The following is an 18,929-nucleotide window of genomic DNA, read 5'->3' as shown; positions in this document are numbered from 1 at the left end:
GAAGAAACATCAGACCGTCGATGTGCGGATGTCGTCCTCATGTACCCCTTCGGGTGACCGATGTTCGTCGGGTCATCTCTTTACGCTCACGTCACATGGGTTCCCGTTGACTGGCCTCGTGGTTATCGGGCCACACCAATGAGGGGGCGGCAACTGGGCGGTCGCCCCCTCGACCACACCTTCGAGCCACAGTCGCAACGGCAGCGGCATCCGCGACCGCAGCACCCGATAGTCTCGACGCCAGGGCAGCGAACAGAGGACGGCAGATGGCGAAACGGGACATCGGTTTCGCCGCCGTCGCCAGACTGGCGGGCGTGTCGACGGCCACCGTCTCGAACACGCTCAACCGGCCGGAGATCGTCGCACCGGCGACCCGCGAACGCGTCCTGACCGCGATCGCCGCACTCGACTTCGTCCCGAACCGGGCAGCCGCGACGCTCCGCCAGGGCACGAACCGGCTCATCGGCCTCGTCATCCCGGACATCGTGAATCCGTTCTACGCTGCCATCACGCGCGGCGTCACGGAGGCGGCGGCCGAGCACGGGTACACGGTCGCGCTGTGCGTGAGCCACGACGATCCCGATCTCGAGCTCCGCCATTTCGAGATGCTCGCGGAGCACCGTGCCGCCGGCGCGCTCGTCGCGCCACTCACCGCCGACGCGTCGCGCCTCGACCAGCTCCGTCGCGTCGGTGCGCACCTCGTCCTCATGGACCGCACCGCGCCGACCAACGCCGGATGCGCCGTCGCGATAGACGACCGCGCCGGCGGACGCCTCGCCGTCCGACACCTCCTCGCCACCCGCGGTGAGCGGCTCGTCCTGGTGAACGGCGAGCTCACGATCCCGCAATGCGCCGATCGGCGAGCGGGCGCGCGGACCGCGTTCGAGGACCGCGGTCTGGATCCGGACTCGCTCGAGGAGGTGACGGTCGAGGAGATGACGATCGATGCCGGCCAGGCGATCGGCCGACGACTCGCGGACTCTGCGACCTCGCCCGTCAGCGTGGCCCCGGCCGGTGTCTTCTGCACGAACGACCAGCTCGCCGTCGGCGTGGTCCGCGGCCTGACCGAGCGGGGCCTCCGGGTCCCGGAGGACGTCGCGGTGGTCGGATACGGCGATCTCGCGCTCGCGAGCGAGAGCCTCGTGCAGTTGACGACGGTCGAGCAACCGAAGGATGAGTTGGGCCGCGCCGCGGTCGAGATCCTGCTCGCGGAACTCGCCGCAGATCCAGCCGACCACGAGCACACCAACCGGATGCTCGACCCGCGTCTCGTCGTTCGGGAGTCCGCTCCGGCCTGAGTCGAGCCGCGGCGCGTCGGATGGCGCGCATCGTGCTCGACGCGTCGCCGTTCCTGGGCTACAGTTCTTGCAACGCAGAAATTGAATCGATTAAATCCAGTCACCGTCTGCATGTCACCGCACGCGCACGCGACCGGACCCGAACGCGAACAGGATCAACGATGACCGAACACACGTCCGCCGTGCACGCACTCCTCCCTCCGAAACGGCGCCGGAAGCCGCGCATCGGACTCGTCGCCGGCGGCCTCGGCACATACTGGCCGCAGTTCCCGAAGCTGCTCCCCCAGCTGCAGGAATCGTCGCGGTACGTCTCCGAACGGTTCCAGGCGATGGACGCCGACGTCGTCGACGTCGGCTTCATCTCCGACGCGCAGGAGGGCGCCACGGCCGCCGAGCAGTTGCGCCGGGCCGACTGCGACCTCATCGTCCTGTTCCTCACCACCTACCTGACCGCATCGATGGTCCTCCCGATCGCCCAGCGCGCGAACACGCCCGTCCTCGTGATCGACCTCCAGCCCACCGAGAAGATGGACCACGCGTCCTTCGACACCGGCGACTGGCTCGCGTACTGCGGGCAGTGCCCCGTCCCCGAAGTCGGCAACGTGTTCCGCCGCGCCGGCATCCCCTTCCGCTCGGTGTCCGGTTGGCTCCGGCAGGCATCCGCGTGGGAGCGCATCGGTCGCTGGATCGGGGCGGCGCACGTCCGCTCAGCCCTCCGCCACGCTCGGCACGGCCTGATGGGGCACGTCTACCCGGGCATGCTCGACGTCTCGACCGACCTCACCCTCCTCCCGACCACGTTCGGTTCCCACGTTGAGGTGCTCGAGTTCGACGACCTGCGCGTGCGAGTCGAGCAGGTCACCGATGCGGAAGTGGCCCATCGGATGGACCTCGCTCGTCAGATCTTCACCCTCGATGAGACGGTGAAGGAGGACGACTTCGCGTGGGGCGCGAAGGTCTCGGTGGGTCTCGATCGACTCGTCGACGACTTCGACCTCGACAGTCTCGCCTACTACCACCGTGGTCTGAACGGCGAGCAGCACGAGCGGTTGGGCGCAGGCATGATCCTCGGCGCCTCGCTCCTCACGGCACGCGGCATCCCGACGACGGGTGAGTACGAGCTGCGGACGACCGTCGCCCAGTTGGCGACCCAGGTCGTCGGCGCCGGCGGTTCGTTCTGCGAGATCCAGGCGCTGAACTTCGAGGACGACGTCGTCGAGATGGGCCACGACGGGCCTGCTCACCTCGCCGTGAGTTCGCGGGAACCGCTGCTCCGCGGACTCGGCGTCTACCACGGGAAGCGGGGCTGGGGCGTGAGCGTCGAGTTCGACGTGCAGGCGGGACCCGTGACCCTCCTCGGCCTCGGTCAGGACCGCGACGGCTCGCTCGCCTTCGTGGCATCCGAGGGCACCGTCGTCCCCGGACCGTTGCTCGCGATCGGCAACACCACGAGCCGGGTCGACTTCGGCCGCGACCCCGGCGTGTGGGTGGATGAGTGGAGCGCCACCGGCATCGGCCATCACTGGTCCTTGTCGGTCGGGCATCGCGCCGCCGACTACGCGGCCGCCGCGAACCTCCTCGGCATCGACTTCCGTCAGGTCTGAGGTCCCGGTCGCTGAGCCCGTCGGAGTCCGGTCACTGAGCCTGTCGAAGTGCGGTCGCTGAGCCTGTCGAAGTCCGGTCACTGAGCCCGTCGAAGTCCGGTCACTGAGCCTGTCGAAGTGCGGTCGCTGAGCCTGTCGAAGTGCGGAACCCGCACGGAAACGATCTCCGGGCGTGAGGATCCCGTGAGGACCCTCGCGCCCGGGACCGCACGAGCGTAGACCGGATCCATGACCATCGACACCCCGTCACCGGACCCGCTCAGACCGTCGCGCCACGAGCGGAGGGCATCATGACCCTGACGTCCATCATCCCTTCGCTGCGGCGCAGCATCCCCGACCCCATCGCCCCCGACCTCTGGCCGGAGCACACGACCGCGACCACGACCGACATCGTGGTCTCGGGCGTCGCGATGGCGCGGCTCGTCGACTGGTGCGGTACGCCGTGCGTGCACACCGCGGCGGCCGTGATCCGCGGAACAGGTGGTCGGCCGTCGTCAACCGAGCAGGCGACCGTCATCGTCGTCACCGTCACGGGGACCGCGGTGACCGCCTCCGGCATGCACGTCGCCACGATCGACGCCGAGCTGGACGAGGTCGAACCCGTCTGGTCCGAGATGCGGCTCATCGGGCGGGTGTCGACGGCGCACGCGCACATCGCCGCCGTCGTCGGAGCCGATGCGCATGCCGACGCAGACGCCGACGGCACCGATTTCGACTCCGACGACTCCGATATCGACTCAGGCACCTCTGATTCCGAGCGCAGCAACGCAGCGATGTCCGACGAGTGTCGTCCGATCCATCTCGCTCCGCTGCCGGACGACGTCCACGTCGGTGATCTCCTCGCCGTCCCGTGCTGCGGCGCGGTCGCGCTCCGCCAACTCCGCTCCGGAGCGCATGCCCCGACACTCCCACACACCCCCACCACCGACCTCCCTCGCGCATAACTCCTTCAGCCATAACTCCTTCGATCTGCATTCCGCAAACCTGAACGCCCCCGGATTTCCGGGGGCGTTCTGGTTTGCGAGCGACGGATCGAAGGAGTTGTGCTCGACGAGGACCGGGCATGCAGGGCGGTACGAGGAGCGGCACGCAGGGCGGTACGGGGAGCGGCACGCAGGGCGGCGAGGCCGCAGCGAGCGCTCAGTCGACGAGACGCTCGATGTGCCGGGAGTGCTGCTGCACGTCGTACAGCGCGGTCGGGCCATCGCACGGGATGGCGAGGAGGTCGCCGGCCCGAAGGTCCGCGGGCATCTCGACGATCGGCTGCCGTCCGGCGCCGCAGGGACGGAACCGCACCGGTCGCAGCTCGGCGGACGACAGACGACCGATGACCCGACACTCCTCCAACCGCGGCAGGCAGCCCGTCAGCTCGGCATCGACCCAGACGTCGCGGTACGGCGTCGTCCCGCGCACACCCAGCACTTCCAGAACCGCTTCGACGCGGGTGACGAGCACCGAGGTGAAGCTCTCGTGCGTCAGCCCCGTCTGACCCGCCCCAGTGAGGATTGCATCAGCCAGGATCGCGGCGCCGAGCGAGGTCGGCACGGACGCCGTCCGACCGGACGACACATTCCGGACGAACGGCGTCCCCTGTTCAGCGGCTCGCGCAAGCGATTCCGTCCCGACCAAGACATCCGCGGGTTCGAGGACGGCACACACCGGCCACGGCTGCGACCGCGACAGCCCCGCAGCACGACGGAACCACACGACGGGATTGACTGAGTTCATGGCCTGCGCCTTCGATCGGGGACACGGATGTCTCCGGTCTACGCGACGCGCGACCGCCATCGGGCGATCCTCACGCGACGCATACGACGACGAACCGGATCCTCACAGGACCCGGACGAGGGACGCATGTCCGAACGTCGGAGGCTCAGGCTCCCGAATTCGCACTGGAATCGGGTTCCGGCCCCGAGGCGGGTTCCGATGCAGGCCCCGACTCCGACTCCGGCTGCGGCTGCGGCTGCGGCTGCGGCTTCTTGCGCTTACGACGCGGCTTGCCCGAGATGGGCGGACTGCCCGCTGCGAGCCACTCCTCGTGGGTGTGAACGGATCCGATCGAGCACCGACAGGGCACCCTGATCTCGTTGTCGTAGCGCTTGCCGGTGAAGAGTTCGAAGTGCAGGGTTCCGAGCAGGGGGGCGGTGGGTGATTTCGCCGGCGTCGGCGCACTGGGCAGCGATCCGGGGTCATCGGGGCGAGAGGGGGGCATCAGCATCCTTTGGCGTACTGCGCGGCTTCGGGAGTGTTCCGCACGCATAGGAGATGCACAGTCTCCCCGACTGTGACGCGACTTCTGGAAGATGTCGCATATTCACGCGTGAAACCGGTTCCGCTGTCGCTCAATTCACCTCTAAACAACAGATGTCGTTCACGAGGATACGCTACGGGACCGTATCGAAACCACCCCGGACATCGACGGCGGTCTGACCGGGGTCCCGGCCGGACATCACGTTCTTGTCGATGTCCATTGCGCCGGCGCCACTGCCGACCGAGGTCTCCAGGATCTGATCGAACGCCCAGTTGCCCGGCAGCGGGGTCGCGATGTTCCCCTCATAGCCGGTGGACAGATCCCCGACGAAACTGTTGAGGGCGAGGCCTTCCGACTCGAGCACGATGCACAGGCGTCTCGCGCCGTACACGCCGATCACGTAGCCGTGCGACCGGGTGGCGAATACGTCGCGGATACTGCGGAAGTAGGGCACGATCCGATTGTGGATCTGCGCCTCCGAGACATCGAAATCGACCGCGAAGTAGATGGTCGTCCCCGCGCGGAACCCGTAACCGAGCGCTGCTTCCGCAGCACGATTCGCGTGGACGACGCCAGAATCCGCACTGAACTGGCCAGCCGACGTCCCGTCCTCCTGGAAGATGGGGAACACCCCCAGCCCCGCATCGAAGATCGTGTCCAGTTCACCAGGCTTGATCCGCTTGTCCAACGGATCGGCGACGGGCGTATTGGTGAGGTAGCGCCCGACGACGCGATAGCCGGCCTCGAACAACGCCTGAGCCCTCGCCGCCCTCACCGTGGATGCGGCATCGATGGCGGCACCGGCGCGCTCGGTGTCGCCAGTGCTCACGAGGAGCGATGCCCACGTCGAGAAGTCGCCGGCGCCCGAGGGGTCGAGCGCGACGAACGACTGGAACGCCGCGACCGCCGTGGATACGTCGTCCGAGAAGACTCCGTCGTACGGCATCGAGTAGCCGAGGGCGATGAACCCGGCTTGGAAGAGGTGCACAAACGCTTCGTCGGTGTCCTGATCGCCGACCGAGAGGAGACCCTTGGCTTTCAAGCCCGCTCGTGTGGCCGGACCGAAGTTGCCGTTGGCGACGCCGTCCGCCAGCCCGATCTCGAATTGCACGGCGAAGATGAGCCCAGTGGCGAGACGACGGTCCGCGATGCCGTCGAGCGGCAGGGTGACCCAATCCCGCCGCCCGCCGTATCGACGGTTCAGATCCTCCTGAACCGTGAGGATCGCAGCGGAACCGCCTGGTGCCAGCGCGGCGCCGAAGGGAGCGGAGGCAGGCGCAGACCCACCCGTCGCACGACCGGACGCGAAGTCCTGAGCGAAGGCGCGAGCCGGATCGAGGCCGATGAGCGCGGAGACGCAGACGCCTCCAGCCCCTCCCAGGAGCGCACGACGGGAGAGGTCACGAGCACGTGACGTAGAACGTTCGAGCAACGGGGAGACCATGCCCTCCACCCTCTCACGCAACAAGACCACATGGAACTTGACAGGTGATATTCTGGCTCGTTTTTCAGGACGGACCACCCCTGCGATCGGGCCCGGGCAGTGCCACGACCGCAGGAGCGCTTCCCGCAAACCCCGAAGTCGGCAGGGTGTTGAGAGACGGACCGGCCCAGCGACTGGGGGTGTCGCCGGACCGATCCGCATCTCACCCAGACGATACGCAGTCGCTGGGCCGATTACAGGCCCACCTTCAGGGGGCAGGTCCGGCCAGCGCCTGGCAAGCCAGGGCAGAGCCACTCCTCCACGGGCGAGCCGCCTTCACGCGCGAAGTCCGAGCCGATCACGGATCCTGCCCACCTCGAACACCACCCGTTCTTCGTCGATCGTCTGCACGACTCCGCCCCGCAGGAGCTGTCGGCCGGCGACGAAGACGTCCGTCACATCGTGCCCGGTCGCCGACCAGCACAGGTAGCCTCGCGGGCTCAGCATCGGCATCGCACGGACCCCGGAAGCATCCACGACGATCACATCGGCGGGCTGGCCGGGGTCGAGCCGCAACTCTCCGAAGCCGAGACCCGCCGATCCGCGCACGGTCGCCATCGTCAGGACGTCGTCCGCCGAGAGCACGTCCGGCCACTGATTGACTCCGCGCTGGAGCGACGCTGCGAGGCGCATCTCCCGAAAGAGGTCGAGGGCGTCGTTCGATGCAGGACCATCCGTCCCGAGAGTCACGTGCACGCCGGCCTCGAGGAGGTCGACGACGGGCGCGATGCCCGATCCCAGCTTGAGGTTGCTCTGCGGGCTGTGGACGACGGTGCACCCGCGGTCGGCGAGGATGCCGCAGTCGTCCGCCGTGACCCAGGTGCCATGTGCCACGAGGGTCCGCTCGGTGAGCAGTCCGGCGCGATCGGCCAGCCCGACAGGCGTCACCCCGTGCTCCCCCAGGCATCGTTTCACCTCGCCGGCGGTTTCCGAGAGGTGGATGTGCGTGCCGAGGTCCTGCACGTGCGCACGTGCGGCGATGTCCCCGAGCAACTCCTCGTCGCACGTGTAGACCGTGTGCGGCCCGTACATCACCCGCACGAGCGGCTCCTCCCGATAGAGGATGCCGAGTTGTTCGATGCGGGCGAGTTGTTTGCGTGTCCGGCGTCCGCCCGCCGCCTCCCACGCCAGGATGTCGGGCCGGAACACGGCGGGCGCCGGGGCGACGCGCATGCCCGACGTGATGACTGAGTCGATGAGCCGCTCGTCCCAGAAGAACATGTCGGCGAAGGCCGTGGTCCCGTTCCGGATCATCTCGCAGAGCGACGCCTGCAGCGACCAGTACAGCTCGTCGTGCGTCAGTCTCCCTTCCACCTCCTGGACCACGCCGAGCCATTCGCCGAGCGGCAACCCGTCGCCGAGGCCGCGCAAGACAGCCATGCCCGCATGGGTATGCGCATTCACGAGCCCGGGGAGCAGCACGCTGCCGCGGACGTCGATCGTCTCGTCGGCGTCGGCGAGGCCGTCGGCTTCGAGCGTGACGCACCCGCCTGCGTCGATGTCGAGGGCGGCGTCCTCGGCGGGACGTCCGGGGCGTACGACCGCTCCTCCGGCGAGCCGCGTCCTCACTCGAGATGCCATATCGTCACTCCGTTCATCCGCCCGCGTCGATGCCGCACGATTGGACGATATGAGGAACGATGTGACGTCAGCGTAAGGACGGCGTCCGCAGTCTCATTTCCGGTTGGCGGGGCGACGCAACTGCTTCCGGCATTCCTCATGGAACGCACCGATGACACCGTGCACCGCGACGGCATCGCGTCGTCGGCTCGCCGCGTTGACCCGGTGGATCATGGCGAGGGCCCGCTTGCTGCCGAACCCGTCAGGAGCGGCACGCAGATGGCTCTGCAACATCGGCGACACCGATCCGAGCGTTTCGACGAGCTCCGCGTTGCCCGCCGGCACTGCGAGTGCGGAGACGTACCGCTGCATCGTGCCCCCGAAGGCGACGAGATCGCCGCCTTCGTATTCCCGCTCCGCCGCCTTGGTCAGTTCGTCCAGGCCGTCCAGGACCGTGTCGTCGAAGGTCGGGACACCCCGCAACGCCGCATGACGGGTGAGGGCACCCGCGATGAAGAGCGCCTCGTCGACCGCTTCCAGGGTCACACCGTTGACGACCGTGTGGCGGTACGGGAGCACGTCGACGAGGCCGATGTCCGCCAGCCGGAGGAAGGCTTCGCGCACCGGGGCACGGGAGACGCCGAGACTGTCCGCGAGATCTCCGTCGTGGAGCAGTTCGCCAGGCGCGAGTCGCCCGTCGACGATCGCGGTGAGGATCGATTCGTGGACGTCGTCACGGAGCAGACGACGACGATGTCCGAGCGGGACGGCGGTATCCGTGTCGTCGCCGCCCGAGATTCCTTCGAGGAGCGCCGGGACGAAGACCCCGAAGAACTCCCTGGCCGCTGCACACGCTGCAAGGGCGTCACCGTCGCGGGCGGCGTTCCGGACCGCGCGCATCATCGGCAGTCCCTGCTCGAAGTCGAAGCCGTCGTGCAGGCGCAATGCCCGACGGATGTGCGGGTAGACGCGTTCGCGGATTCGCTCGAACGTTGCATTCGAGACGCACTCGCGGAACACCGTGAAGAAGCGCGTCACCTCGGCCCCGCGCGAACGACAGTCCGTGTCGGCGACGAACCTGTCGAGGCTACGGTCCAACAGAGTGATGTCATCGGCGGTGAGCCCGTCGACGGAGAACTCGACCGCCGACGCGTACAAGGCGCCGAGCATGTCGAGCCGACGCGCGAGCACGTCACCGTCGAGCGGCGCCACGCGCGTGTGCTTCTGCGGTTGGACTTCGAGCAATCCGATCTCGACGAGTCGAGCGACCGCCTGACGGACGGGCGTGCGAGACGTCTCGGCGAGCGCATCGAGTTCGTCGGCGCTCACCAATTGGCCCGGCGCCAGCCGCCCGGAGACGATGGCTTCGAGGACACGATCGTAGGCGACGTCGCGGAGGAGTCGGTGGTCCAGATTGAGAGCGAGCAGCGGCGCGGTCACGAGAGCCTTTCGTGCATATCAGATGATCACGGACACATCACGTTACGCGCTTGATGAGCCTCCGACACGTCGCCGAAAGTTGACGGGGTCGTCCGGGGCGCCACGGCCCGGGGAGTCTCGTCGACCGCGACGAGAATCCGTCCGCACGCACATCCGAAGTACCGGACGATCCCCTCACTCGTCGCGTGTCGCGACAGCAGGTCCCAGCAATGTCGCCCAAGGGGCTGCTCACATGTATCCATGTCCTCAGCATCAGGTCATGCCCTTATGCCTGTAAACCTTTACACCGCGCGGGCCTGCAGATCCGCGCCGACCGCTCCCGCGAAGGATGAGATGAGTTCACGCGCGCCACGCTCCCAGCTCCCGGGTTCCGATGCCGTGATGAGCCGCTGCTTGCCGAGCGCATACCGCCATACGACGACTCCCGCATCATCGCTCCGCACGAGTCGACCGACCACGAGCGGGCAGCACAAGGACCACGTCCCCGACTCTCCTCCGGCCACGAACGCGTACCGCACGCCGGCCACGAGGTAGTTGAAGTCCACGCCGTCGATCGGGGCGTCGAGCGACGGCATGTGGCTCACTGGCGGGCGCACGCCAGGTTTCCGCCCTTCGCCATCACTCAGTCCCTCGAAGATCAACCCGTTCAGGGCGTCGTGCGCGGCCTCGAGCTCCTCGCGCTCGACGGCCCGCACGAACCGCTCCGCCATCGTCACGAGCCGCTCGCGGTCGAGGGGCCCGGCATCGCTTGTCCGACGCAGCGTTCCCGGGCTGATGAGCTCGAGGATGCGCTGCAGCGGGCGATTGCGCGACACCTTCGCGACCACATGGACGAGGTCGTTCCTGGCCGCGGTCACCTCCGCGTCGCACGCGTCCTTGGCCACCCCGACGAACACGTCGAGGCGCGTCCTGAGCAGCTCGCAGCTCGCTCTGTCGAACTTCGACAGAGCGAGGGCGACCGCCAGGTGACCGAAGAAGCCGAGAGCCTCCGCGGAAGCGACGATCCGTCCATCGTCGACGAGCGCCACCCGGGTGCCCCGGTTCTGCTTGATCTCGACGAGGCCGATGTCCTCCAACTGCGTGAGCGCCTCGCGGAGTGGCGTGCGCGAGACGCCCAGCCACTGCATCAGCTCGGGGTCGTTGAGCCGTTCCCCGGGGAGGAAGGTGCCGTCCGTGACGGCGGCGAGCATGGTCCGGTAGACGTTGTCCCGAAGCAGGAGGCGCTGCGAGGCGACGTCGTCATGGGACGCCCGCGGACGCTCGCCCCACGTGCCGTCACCGAACTCGGTCGCGGCGCTGATGAAGTCGCCGACGGCGGTGTCGAAATACTCCAGGATGATCGCCTCGGCGGCGGCGGGGTCATGGGCCCGACACACGGCGATGAGCCGCTCAGCACGATCCGGCCCGATCGCGAGGATACCCGCCTGCTCGGAGTGCACACGCGAGATCCAGCGGACGTGCAGACGGATGTCGTCGACGATCTGCCGGAGGATATCGTTGCCCTTGCGATCGACGAAGACGTCGAGTAGCTGCCGGAACGGCTTGATGCTGTAGAACGCTGTGACTTCTTCGTCGGTGACTTCGACTCGGTCACGGAAGCGGGCGAGCTTCTCCAGGTCCTCGGCCGTGAAGGCCGTGACGGCTTCGCGCACGATCCACCCGTAGAGATGACGGGCGACGGTCATGAGCTCGCGGAAGTGTTCGAGGTCGACGGGGCTCACCCGGGTCTCGGCCTGTGGGCGGATCTCGACGAGGCCGACCCGGCTGAGTCGGCGGAGCGCCTCTCGGATCGGGGTGCGCGAAGCACCGGCGAGCTTTTCGAGCATCTTGTCGTTGAGCCTGAGACCCGGGCCGAGTTCGCCGGAGAGGATCGCGGTTTCGAGATCTCGGTACACGCGATCAGTGAGGGTTTCGTGGCGATAGAGCGGGGGCGTATTGGGAACTGGCATATATCTAACATCCTCGTGAAGGTGGACTTACATTGTGAGGACACCAGAGCGTGAACACAACAGGAATATTAAATACGTAGAGACGTCATATGACCTGTCATGCATCACATTGAGGGGCGAGATACCTCGTCGGCGGTTCGGTTCCGCGGAGGCCTCAGAGTTGGAAGACCGTCTCGATCGCGAGCTCGGCCGCAACCGCGTCGCCCGCGACGATCGCCTCGCGCAGTCTCGAGTACCCGGTCTCGAGCGCACCCCAGTCCGTTCCCTCCCCTCCGATCGTGACCGAGAGCCGGTACGCCAAGCCGTCGATCTGGTCTCGCGTCGCGGTCACGAGGACGGGATTCGGGCAGGCCGAGATGAACTCGTCGACGAGATGCCAGCTCTGCCGCCCGTGACCGAGAGCGTCACGGGCGTCCACCCGCACGACGACCTCGTCGATCTCATCGACCAGGCGCGCGACACCCTCGGCATCCAGTTCGGGGACGGTGATCCGCACCATTCCGCCGACGAGTGCACCGAGCGTTTGCAGCACGAGGAGGCGGTCCTCCTGCCCGGGCCTCGCAACCCTCGTGTAGCGCTGCGGCGCCATTTCGATGAGTCCGACGCGAGCGAGGTCGTTGAGCGCTTCTCGGATGGGCGTGCGAGAGACCCCGAGCCAGTCCTGCAGGTCTTGATCGTTGAGGGACTCGCCCGCTTCGAGCGTTCCATCGAAGATGGCGGTCCTGATCTGTTCCGTCGCAGTCTCGCGCAGCGACTTGCGTTCGAATCGGGTATGGCCGGATGGGATTGGCACGGCAGACTCCTAGCTGGCTAGAACATGAGTTGTACACATATGACCTTAGCCGACGGGGTGCGCAGACCCAAGGGCAGCGGCCCACGGAGCACGCGAGCCCTGGCATAAACACCACCCATCAGGAATTTATTCGGCGAAGGTCGGGCGGAACGCGCCGTTCGTCGTCCATCGCCCTGCCAACAAACCACCTGAACGGGGTGCAACAGGTCTCGTGTACAGGGCATCCAGGAAAGAGGGGGAGAGCTGTGACGAGTGACGCGCATCCCTCCCGGGGCCGATATCGCGATGCCGCACAGCGCACGATCCGTCACGACACCGACGCGGAGTAGCCAGAACGGAGTAGCCGAAACGGTCATCCGCCGGCGCGGGCGTGCTCGGCACCCGTCCGCAGCGCCCTCAACTGTGCCGGCGGCCTTGGAGCCGGGCGCGGACGCGGTCGATGCGGGTGGTCGGAACGAGCGGCGCGACCCTCGCCCGCCACTGCTCCTGGTCGAACATCATCGCGTGCTCGGGCGACTCGCCGAACCGCGGATGGCAGTCCCGGTAGGCGACGGCGGCCTGCACCACGCTCGCGGGCGGATCGAAATGCCAACTCGTCTCGCGAGCGCACGCAGGCGCGATCTCCCACAGACCGCTGTCCCCGACATCCGAGGACGATGCCTCACCGACGTCGACGAGGCAGTCGTAGTACTCGAGATCCTCCGCCACGAAACCTCCACCGAGCGAGACGAGGACGGATGTCCCCGGCGCGGGGAGTCGTTGCGTGGAGACGAGCACGTCCAGGTGCGGCAATCCCATCGCACGTGCCAGCATCGCGCGATGCCGTCCATCGGACCGAACCTGGTACACGGGTCCGTAAGGGCCGCGCGTCTCCTGCACCTCGACGGGGGATGCCGCGAGGTTCGCGAGCCACCGCGACCAGCCGCCGGAGCGGGACGCTTCGTCGACGCCGTCGAGAATGTCGGTGAAGGCGTGCGGTCGACTCTCGTGGCGGTCGCCGAGGCGGCCCCACGTGCACGCTTCATCGATCGACACGATGAGTCGCGGGTCGACGACATCGAGTCGGTCGAGCTCCCACGGCTCTGAGGCGTGCGCTGGCCGAACCAGCCGCCAGGGCAGACGCCGCAAGGGCTGCTCATCCTCCAGCGCCCGCCATCGTGCTTCGAGCCACGCGAGCTGTGCATCGCGGAGCGGCATCCGCTCGTCGAGCGCGATCGTCCGGATCTGCGCCGCAACGGTCGTTCCGCGCCGCACCACCGCCTCATAGGCGGCTGTCCCGACGCGGATGCCGGTCATCGCTCGGCCGCTGCCGCAGGTGTCGTCGTCATCGACCTGGTCATGAGCACATCCCCGTCGCGTGATCGACCGTGAGTATCTGGTCTTCGAACACTAACAGGTGTGGAACATCCTCGCCAGACCTTCTGGAACACAAGGTACGCACGGCTTCCTCCGTGTTCAGGAAGAGGTCATCGTCGAGCGCAGAGCGCGCTCCACGTGCATGGCTTCCTGAACACGGAGGAGGGGACTGGGGCGGGACGGCGGGATGGGGGCGAGCGGGTCAGCTGTTGAGCGCCGCGGTCGGCGGCGTGGCGGCCGCCCTGATGGCGGGGTACAGGCCAGCGACCGCCCCGATGACCATGGTCGCGCCGATCCCTCCCGCGAAGACGATCGGTTCCACCGCGACCGGCCACCCGTTGACGTTCGCGAACACGGCGATCGCCCCGTAGCCGATGACGGCTCCCGCGACGCCGCCGAGGGCGGAGAGCAGAAGCGCCTCGGCGAGGAACTGCGACCTGATGTGGCCGCGCGTCGCGCCGAGCGCACGTCGCAAACCGATCTCGCGTCGCCGTTCGAGCACCGAGATCACCATGGTGTTGGCGACGCCGATCCCGCCGACGAGGAGCGCAACCGAGCCCAGTCCGACGAGCATGCCGGTGAAGGCGTCGTCGGCCGCGTTCTTCGCGGACAGGGCGTCGGACGGCCTGGAGACCTCGACCTCCTCCGGGTTCTGCGGGTTCGCCGCTCGAGCGAGGAGCCCTCGCACGGTATCCACATCCTCATCGGCGGACCGCTCGTACACAGTCGTCGGGTAGCCCTCCCAGCCGAGGTGGTCGCGCGCCTGCTGTTCACCGACGAGCGCCATCGTGCCGAGTTCCGGCGCGAGCGGCACGGGGTCGAGGATCCCGATGACCGTGAAGTACTTGCCGCCCAACCACACCTGCGAACCGGGCGTCACGATGCCCAGCCTCTCCGCGGCGAGGTGCCCGAGGACGACCGTGGGGAAGTCGCCCGTCGCCTCATTCAGCCATGCGCCAGTCCTCATCGAGCCCTCGATGACATTCAGGAGGTTCAGATCCGCTGCCTGCACGCTGAGCCCGCCCGTCTGTCCGGGATCGACCGTACGGTTGCGGTAGACGCTCGCGTCCTTGACCGTTCCGACCCCGGAGACCTTCTCCACGCCGTCCACACGCCCGATGGAGCCGATCGCCGACTCGGGCAGGTGCGACTCCTCACCGAAGAGCGATTTGCCGGGCGTGACGGTCAGCATGTTCGTGCCGAGCGCAGCGAGTTGCTCGTTGAGCTGCGCCTTGCTCGACGTGGAGATGCCCACGACGGCGATCATCGCGGCGATACCGATGGCGATGCCCAGCGCGGACAGGACGACACGTGTCGGTCGAGAGTGCAGCCCGGCGGCACCGAGGCGCAGCACATCGGAGTTCAGGAGTCTCGATCGCAGACCGCCGGCGCCGAGGCCTCCGCGACCGCGACCGCGCCTGCCGCTCACGACGCCACCCGCAGATCCACGTCGGACACGACGCGACCGTCTCGGATGGTCACTCGACGTGGCAACCGTTCAGCGAGCTCGACATCGTGGGTGATGACCACGATCGTCGTCCCGCCGAGGTTGAGCTCGTGGAGCAGTTCGACCACGCTCGTCCCCGACTGCTGGTCGAGGTTGCCCGTCGGCTCGTCCGCGAGGAGCAGTGGCGGGTCGCCGACGACCGCGCGCGCAATGGCGACCCGCTGCCGCTCACCACCGGACATCTGATTGGGTCGATGGGTGAGCCGGTGTCCGAGCCCCACACGCTCGAGCGCGGCCGCGGCTCGCCGGCGTCGCTCGCGAAGTGGGACCCCGAGGTAGACGAGGCCGTCCGCCACGTTGTCGATCGCCGTGACCCCTTCGGAGAGGTGGAACTGCTGGAAGACGAAGCCGATGCGATGCGCCCGAAGCGCGGAGAGCGCTTCGTCGCTCAACAGGGCGACGTCCTCCCCGCTGATCTTCGCCCGTCCACTCGTGGGCCGGTCGAGCGTGCCGATGAGATTCAGGAGGCTGGACTTGCCGGACCCGCTGGGGCCGACGATGGCGACGAGCTCGCCTCGTTTGACGGTCAGGGAAACGGAGTCCACGGCGCGGACGGGAGGACTCCCGTGGTCGCGGGTCACCGCATCGAGTTCGATCACAGTGTCGGTCATAGGGCGGGGACCACCACCTTCTGGCCCGCGTCGACGCCGTCACCGCTGATCTCGACGAAGCCACCCGCGAAGAGACCGGTCGTCACGGGGACGATCTTCGTCGTGCCGTCGCTCTGCACGACCTCGACGCCGTAGGTCGTGTCGTCGACGGCGAGGAGCGCGCCGACGGGGACGGTGAGCACGTCGGTCCGGCTTTCGCTCGGGAAGTCGATGGACACGGCCGCTTCCTGGAGCGTGCCGCCGGCAGCCGGGTCGTCGAGCGTGATCGTGACCGGGATGACGACGGACTTCTTGCCGCCGTCCCCTTCCACCTCGGTCGGAACGCCGACCGAGGTGATGACCCCGCCCGCGATGTCCCCGCCCGGCAGACGGACCTGCACGGCATAGCCCACGACGCCGAGCGCCTGATCGGAGAGTTTGAGGTCCGCGGTCACGAGCTTCGTGAGACTCGTCGTCTTGATGACGGGGCCACCCGGCCCCGCTTGACTTCCGCTCGCTGCGACGACTTCGCTCACTCGGACGTCACCCGGCGCGAAGACGATGCGTCCGAGCGGGATGGTGCCGGTCTCCTCGAGGCCGGCATCGTCCTGCCACTCCATGATGGCGTCCTTGGTGTCCCAGTCGAATTCGTCGTCCGGCGTCTCGTCGAAGTACCCGAGCGCCTGGAGGCTCTGCTCGAGCTGGGTGATGTCCGGCCCGTCGTCCATTCCGCTCTCGAACGAGCGCCATGCGGGCACGCCGCCATGGAAGAGGGTGATCGGCAGGTTGTCGATCGAGAAGAGCGTGCCGCCCAGGCCGATCTGCGACCCGGGGGCGGGCAGACCGGTGACGGTGCCGGGAATGCCGGAACTCACATCGGTCGCGCCCGCATAGCCGAGCTTGCCCTGCGACGTCGTCGACTCCTGCAGCGTCTTCCGGATGATCTCGGCGGTCGCCTTCGGCAGGTCCTGTTTGGTGTCGACTTCCGGTTCGCCGGCCTGCACGGCGACGGCGGTCACGGTGCACGCGATGGCGACGACCACGGCTGCACCGAGCGCGGCGAGGATGATCTTCTTCCGCTGACCGGACCGCTCGGGGATTCGTGAATCAGACCCCTCCGAGGCGAGGATCGAATCGTCTTCAGCCGACACTGACCGCACCTCCGCCTCCGAGCGCTTCGCCGCATTCCTTCTGGTCTTCCGCGCTGATTCCCTGGGGGAAGGTGATGTTGCCGTCCTTGGGGTCCTGGACGTCGTAGCCCTTGTCGCGGAGGCACTGCATCATCTTGAGCATGTCCTCCTGATCGCTTTGCGTGATCTCACCCGTGCCGCCGGGCGGATCGCCGATCTTCTCCGTGCACGCGGTCATGGCCTCCTTGAACACCGCCTCGTCTCCGACGTCGACGCCGTTCCCGCGGTCCGCTCCCGGCGCCGGGAGGTCATAGCCCTGCTCTTTCATGCACGCGTTGAGCTTGAGTTCCCAGGCTTCGTACGCCTGCTGATCGGTCTGTTCGGCTCCCGAAGCGGCGGGCTTCGACGATTCGCCGCCGCCCGCGCTGCAACCGACGAACAGTCCGACGAGCAGCGGGACCGCCGCGAGTGCTGCGAGCTTCCGCCGGATTCGCTGTGTGGTGGGCATGGTGACTCCTTCTCGGTGATACTCTCACCATCTGATGTTGCAGATGAACGAGCGTAGAACGTGAGGACATTCGTCCTGATGTGGCACCAGTTCATCCCGACGGGTGTTGCGGCGCTGTAAAGCCGCTCCACACGTTTTCTTCACCCCTCCCCTGCTTCACTCACCCCGTGCAACCCGACTCCGAAAGAAGAACTGACATGCGTGTACTCGTCGTCGAAGACGAGGTCCTCCTCGAGTACCTGTCCATCAACGACTACGACGCCGTCGTCCTCGACCGCGACATCCCCGGCACCCACGGCGATGACGTGTGCGCCGAACTCGCGCGTTCCGGCGCATCGGTCCGGGTGCTCATGCTCACCGCCGCGAGACGGACCGATCAGAAGGTCAGCGGCTTCGAACTCGGCGCTGACGACTATCTGGCGAAACCGTTCGAATTCACCGAACTCGTCGCCCGCCTCCGGGCGCTCGGGCGTCGGAGCGGGGACGCGAAACCTCCGGTCCTCGAGCGCGGCGGTGTGAAGCTCGACATCTTCCGGCACACGGTCTCGCGCGACGGGCTCCCCATCCATGTCAGCCGGAAGGAGTTCGCCGTCCTCGAGATCCTCCTCGCAGCGGACGGCGGCGTCGTGAGCGCGGAGCACCTCCTCGAGAAGGCGTGGGATGAGAACGCGGACCCCTTCACCAACTCGATCCGTGTCGTCATCTCAACGCTGCGCAAGCGCCTCGGCACCCCCTGGGTCATCGAAACGGTCCCAGGAGTCGGCTACCGCGTCGTGGGCGGCTGACCACGGCGCGCGTGCCGTCCACGACACGTTGACGTTCGTAAAACAGGCGGCGTGCAGGCCGACTCCTTACGGCGTCGCAACATCAGCCGGGATGCACTGGTCGCGTCGCCGAAGCGGCGACTCACCCTAGGAATCGGAGCAGTACATGACCACTCCCAGCACGCCAAAGCCAGCCGTCAGCGTCGCCACGACCGTGTGGTCCGGCAGCCTCGCAGGAGGGCGCGGACTCGTGAACCTCGACAGCTCCGATACGGCGCGGTTGCCCGTCACCTGGCCCGCGCGCGCCGAGGGCACGTCGCCGGCAGCGCAGTCGACGACACCTGAGGAGCTGCTCGCCGCGGCGCATGCGTCCTGCTACTCGATGGCGCTGACGCACATGCTCGGCGAGGCCGGCGGGAGCGCGGAGAGCATCACGACGACGGCGAGGGTCGGCTTCGTGGCCGGCGTCGGCATCACAGGTGTCGATCTCCACGTGAAGGTCCAGGTGTCCACGTTGCCGAAGCAGCCGGAGACGCTCATCGACATCGCTCGCAGCGCCAAGGACAACTGCCCCGTCTCGCTCGCGTTGCGCGTCCCGATCACGCTCACCGTCGACCAGCGCTGAACTCACATCGACGGCGGGCACCGAGTCGCCCGCGAGGAGGCCTCCGGTCACATGCATCCCGGCCCCTGCGG

The 18,929-nt window shown here is 67.6% G+C and carries 16 protein-coding genes; 5 read left to right on the top strand and 11 right to left on the bottom strand.

Annotated features, from left to right (window positions below; all coding sequences use genetic code 11):
* Positions 1–266 precede the first annotated feature (266 nt).
* From ACQ3HB_RS18020 to ACQ3HB_RS18010, 3 genes are all read left to right on the top strand, one after another.
* Complete coding sequence (locus tag ACQ3HB_RS18020) at positions 267–1,298, top strand: LacI family DNA-binding transcriptional regulator (protein ID WP_430921927.1); 1,032 nt, start codon at positions 267–269, stop codon at positions 1,296–1,298.
* A gap of 161 nt (positions 1,299–1,459) precedes the next feature.
* Positions 1,460–2,902, top strand: coding sequence for an arabinose isomerase (locus ACQ3HB_RS18015; protein WP_430921926.1), 1,443 nt, complete (start codon positions 1,460–1,462; stop codon positions 2,900–2,902).
* Between the two features lie 290 nt (positions 2,903–3,192).
* Entirely contained in the window at positions 3,193–3,846 is a 654-nt protein-coding gene (locus ACQ3HB_RS18010) for a hypothetical protein (RefSeq protein ID WP_430921925.1), read from the top strand.
* A gap of 196 nt (positions 3,847–4,042) precedes the next feature.
* Here ACQ3HB_RS18010 and ACQ3HB_RS18005 read toward each other — a convergent pair whose 3' ends face one another.
* The 11 genes from ACQ3HB_RS18005 to ACQ3HB_RS17955 all read right to left on the bottom strand — a co-directional run bounded on the left by ACQ3HB_RS18005 (position 4,043) and on the right by ACQ3HB_RS17955 (position 17,469).
* Complete coding sequence (locus ACQ3HB_RS18005) at positions 4,043–4,630, bottom strand: hypothetical protein (RefSeq protein ID WP_430921924.1); 588 nt, start codon at positions 4,628–4,630, stop codon at positions 4,043–4,045.
* 656 nt (positions 4,631–5,286) lie between these two features.
* Complete coding sequence (locus ACQ3HB_RS18000; RefSeq protein ID WP_430921923.1) at positions 5,287–6,597, bottom strand: glycoside hydrolase domain-containing protein; 1,311 nt, start codon at positions 6,595–6,597, stop codon at positions 5,287–5,289.
* Between the two features lie 315 nt (positions 6,598–6,912).
* Complete coding sequence (locus ACQ3HB_RS17995; protein WP_430921922.1) at positions 6,913–8,217, bottom strand: amidohydrolase family protein; 1,305 nt, start codon at positions 8,215–8,217, stop codon at positions 6,913–6,915.
* Positions 8,218–8,310: 93 nt separating this feature from the next.
* Positions 8,311–9,636 (bottom strand): GntR family transcriptional regulator, encoded by a 1,326-nt coding sequence (locus ACQ3HB_RS17990; RefSeq protein WP_430921921.1) that lies wholly within the window; start codon positions 9,634–9,636, stop codon positions 8,311–8,313.
* A 281-nt stretch (positions 9,637–9,917) separates the two neighbouring features.
* Positions 9,918–11,585: a GntR family transcriptional regulator gene (locus tag ACQ3HB_RS17985; RefSeq protein ID WP_430921920.1), complete on the bottom strand. Its 1,668-nt coding sequence runs from the start codon at positions 11,583–11,585 to the stop codon at positions 9,918–9,920.
* Positions 11,586–11,739: 154 nt separating this feature from the next.
* Positions 11,740–12,378, bottom strand: coding sequence for a GntR family transcriptional regulator (locus ACQ3HB_RS17980; RefSeq protein ID WP_430921918.1), 639 nt, complete (start codon positions 12,376–12,378; stop codon positions 11,740–11,742).
* 396 nt (positions 12,379–12,774) lie between these two features.
* Entirely contained in the window at positions 12,775–13,674 is a 900-nt protein-coding gene (locus tag ACQ3HB_RS17975) for a hypothetical protein (RefSeq protein ID WP_430921916.1), read from the bottom strand.
* A gap of 262 nt (positions 13,675–13,936) precedes the next feature.
* The gene (locus tag ACQ3HB_RS17970; RefSeq protein WP_430921915.1) at positions 13,937–15,163 is read right to left on the bottom strand and encodes an ABC transporter permease; all 1,227 of its coding nucleotides are present in this window, start codon (positions 15,161–15,163) and stop codon (positions 13,937–13,939) included.
* Positions 15,160–15,852 carry an ABC transporter ATP-binding protein gene (locus ACQ3HB_RS17965; protein WP_430921914.1) on the bottom strand — a complete coding sequence of 231 codons (693 nt, stop codon included), beginning with the start codon at positions 15,850–15,852 and terminating at the stop codon, positions 15,160–15,162. Before ACQ3HB_RS17965 ends, ACQ3HB_RS17970 begins: the two co-directional genes overlap by 4 nt.
* Complete coding sequence (locus tag ACQ3HB_RS17960; protein ID WP_430921912.1) at positions 15,849–16,982, bottom strand: peptidoglycan-binding protein; 1,134 nt, start codon at positions 16,980–16,982, stop codon at positions 15,849–15,851. The genes ACQ3HB_RS17965 and ACQ3HB_RS17960 overlap by 4 nt, the downstream gene beginning before the upstream one ends.
* A complete protein-coding gene (locus ACQ3HB_RS17955) occupies positions 16,972–17,469 on the bottom strand; it encodes a hypothetical protein (protein ID WP_430921910.1) in 498 nt (165 codons plus the stop codon). Before ACQ3HB_RS17955 ends, ACQ3HB_RS17960 begins: the two co-directional genes overlap by 11 nt.
* A gap of 197 nt (positions 17,470–17,666) precedes the next feature.
* Between ACQ3HB_RS17955 and ACQ3HB_RS17950 the strand changes: the two genes are divergently transcribed.
* Both ACQ3HB_RS17950 and ACQ3HB_RS17945 read left to right on the top strand, forming a co-directional pair.
* Positions 17,667–18,254, top strand: coding sequence for a response regulator transcription factor (locus ACQ3HB_RS17950; protein ID WP_430921909.1), 588 nt, complete (start codon positions 17,667–17,669; stop codon positions 18,252–18,254).
* A gap of 145 nt (positions 18,255–18,399) precedes the next feature.
* Positions 18,400–18,858 (top strand): OsmC family peroxiredoxin, encoded by a 459-nt coding sequence (locus ACQ3HB_RS17945; RefSeq protein ID WP_430921907.1) that lies wholly within the window; start codon positions 18,400–18,402, stop codon positions 18,856–18,858.
* Positions 18,859–18,929 lie beyond the last annotated feature (71 nt).

This window comes from Plantibacter lichenum (assembly GCF_050587525.1).
Taxonomy (GTDB): domain Bacteria; phylum Actinomycetota; class Actinomycetes; order Actinomycetales; family Microbacteriaceae; genus Plantibacter.
Note: the sequence above shows the minus strand (reverse complement) of the source record. Positions and strands in the feature narration are given on the sequence as shown.

What these genes read in the sequence shown, in the direction of transcription:
- ACQ3HB_RS18020 (WP_430921927.1), top strand. Translation starts at nt 267, where the DNA reads ATGGCGAAACGGGACATCGGTTTCGCCGCCGTCGCCAGACTGGCGGGC.
- ACQ3HB_RS18015 (WP_430921926.1), top strand. Translation starts at nt 1,460, where the DNA reads ATGACCGAACACACGTCCGCCGTGCACGCACTCCTCCCTCCGAAACGG.
- ACQ3HB_RS18010 (WP_430921925.1), top strand. Translation starts at nt 3,193, where the DNA reads ATGACCCTGACGTCCATCATCCCTTCGCTGCGGCGCAGCATCCCCGAC.
- ACQ3HB_RS18005 (WP_430921924.1), bottom strand. Translation starts at nt 4,630, where the DNA reads ATGAACTCAGTCAATCCCGTCGTGTGGTTCCGTCGTGCTGCGGGGCTG.
- ACQ3HB_RS18000 (WP_430921923.1), bottom strand. Translation starts at nt 6,597, where the DNA reads ATGGTCTCCCCGTTGCTCGAACGTTCTACGTCACGTGCTCGTGACCTC.
- ACQ3HB_RS17995 (WP_430921922.1), bottom strand. Translation starts at nt 8,217, where the DNA reads ATGGCATCTCGAGTGAGGACGCGGCTCGCCGGAGGAGCGGTCGTACGC.
- ACQ3HB_RS17985 (WP_430921920.1), bottom strand. Translation starts at nt 11,585, where the DNA reads ATGCCAGTTCCCAATACGCCCCCGCTCTATCGCCACGAAACCCTCACT.
- ACQ3HB_RS17975 (WP_430921916.1), bottom strand. Translation starts at nt 13,674, where the DNA reads ATGACCGGCATCCGCGTCGGGACAGCCGCCTATGAGGCGGTGGTGCGG.
- ACQ3HB_RS17965 (WP_430921914.1), bottom strand. Translation starts at nt 15,852, where the DNA reads ATGACCGACACTGTGATCGAACTCGATGCGGTGACCCGCGACCACGGG.
- ACQ3HB_RS17955 (WP_430921910.1), bottom strand. Translation starts at nt 17,469, where the DNA reads ATGCCCACCACACAGCGAATCCGGCGGAAGCTCGCAGCACTCGCGGCG.
- ACQ3HB_RS17950 (WP_430921909.1), top strand. Translation starts at nt 17,667, where the DNA reads ATGCGTGTACTCGTCGTCGAAGACGAGGTCCTCCTCGAGTACCTGTCC.
- ACQ3HB_RS17945 (WP_430921907.1), top strand. Translation starts at nt 18,400, where the DNA reads ATGACCACTCCCAGCACGCCAAAGCCAGCCGTCAGCGTCGCCACGACC.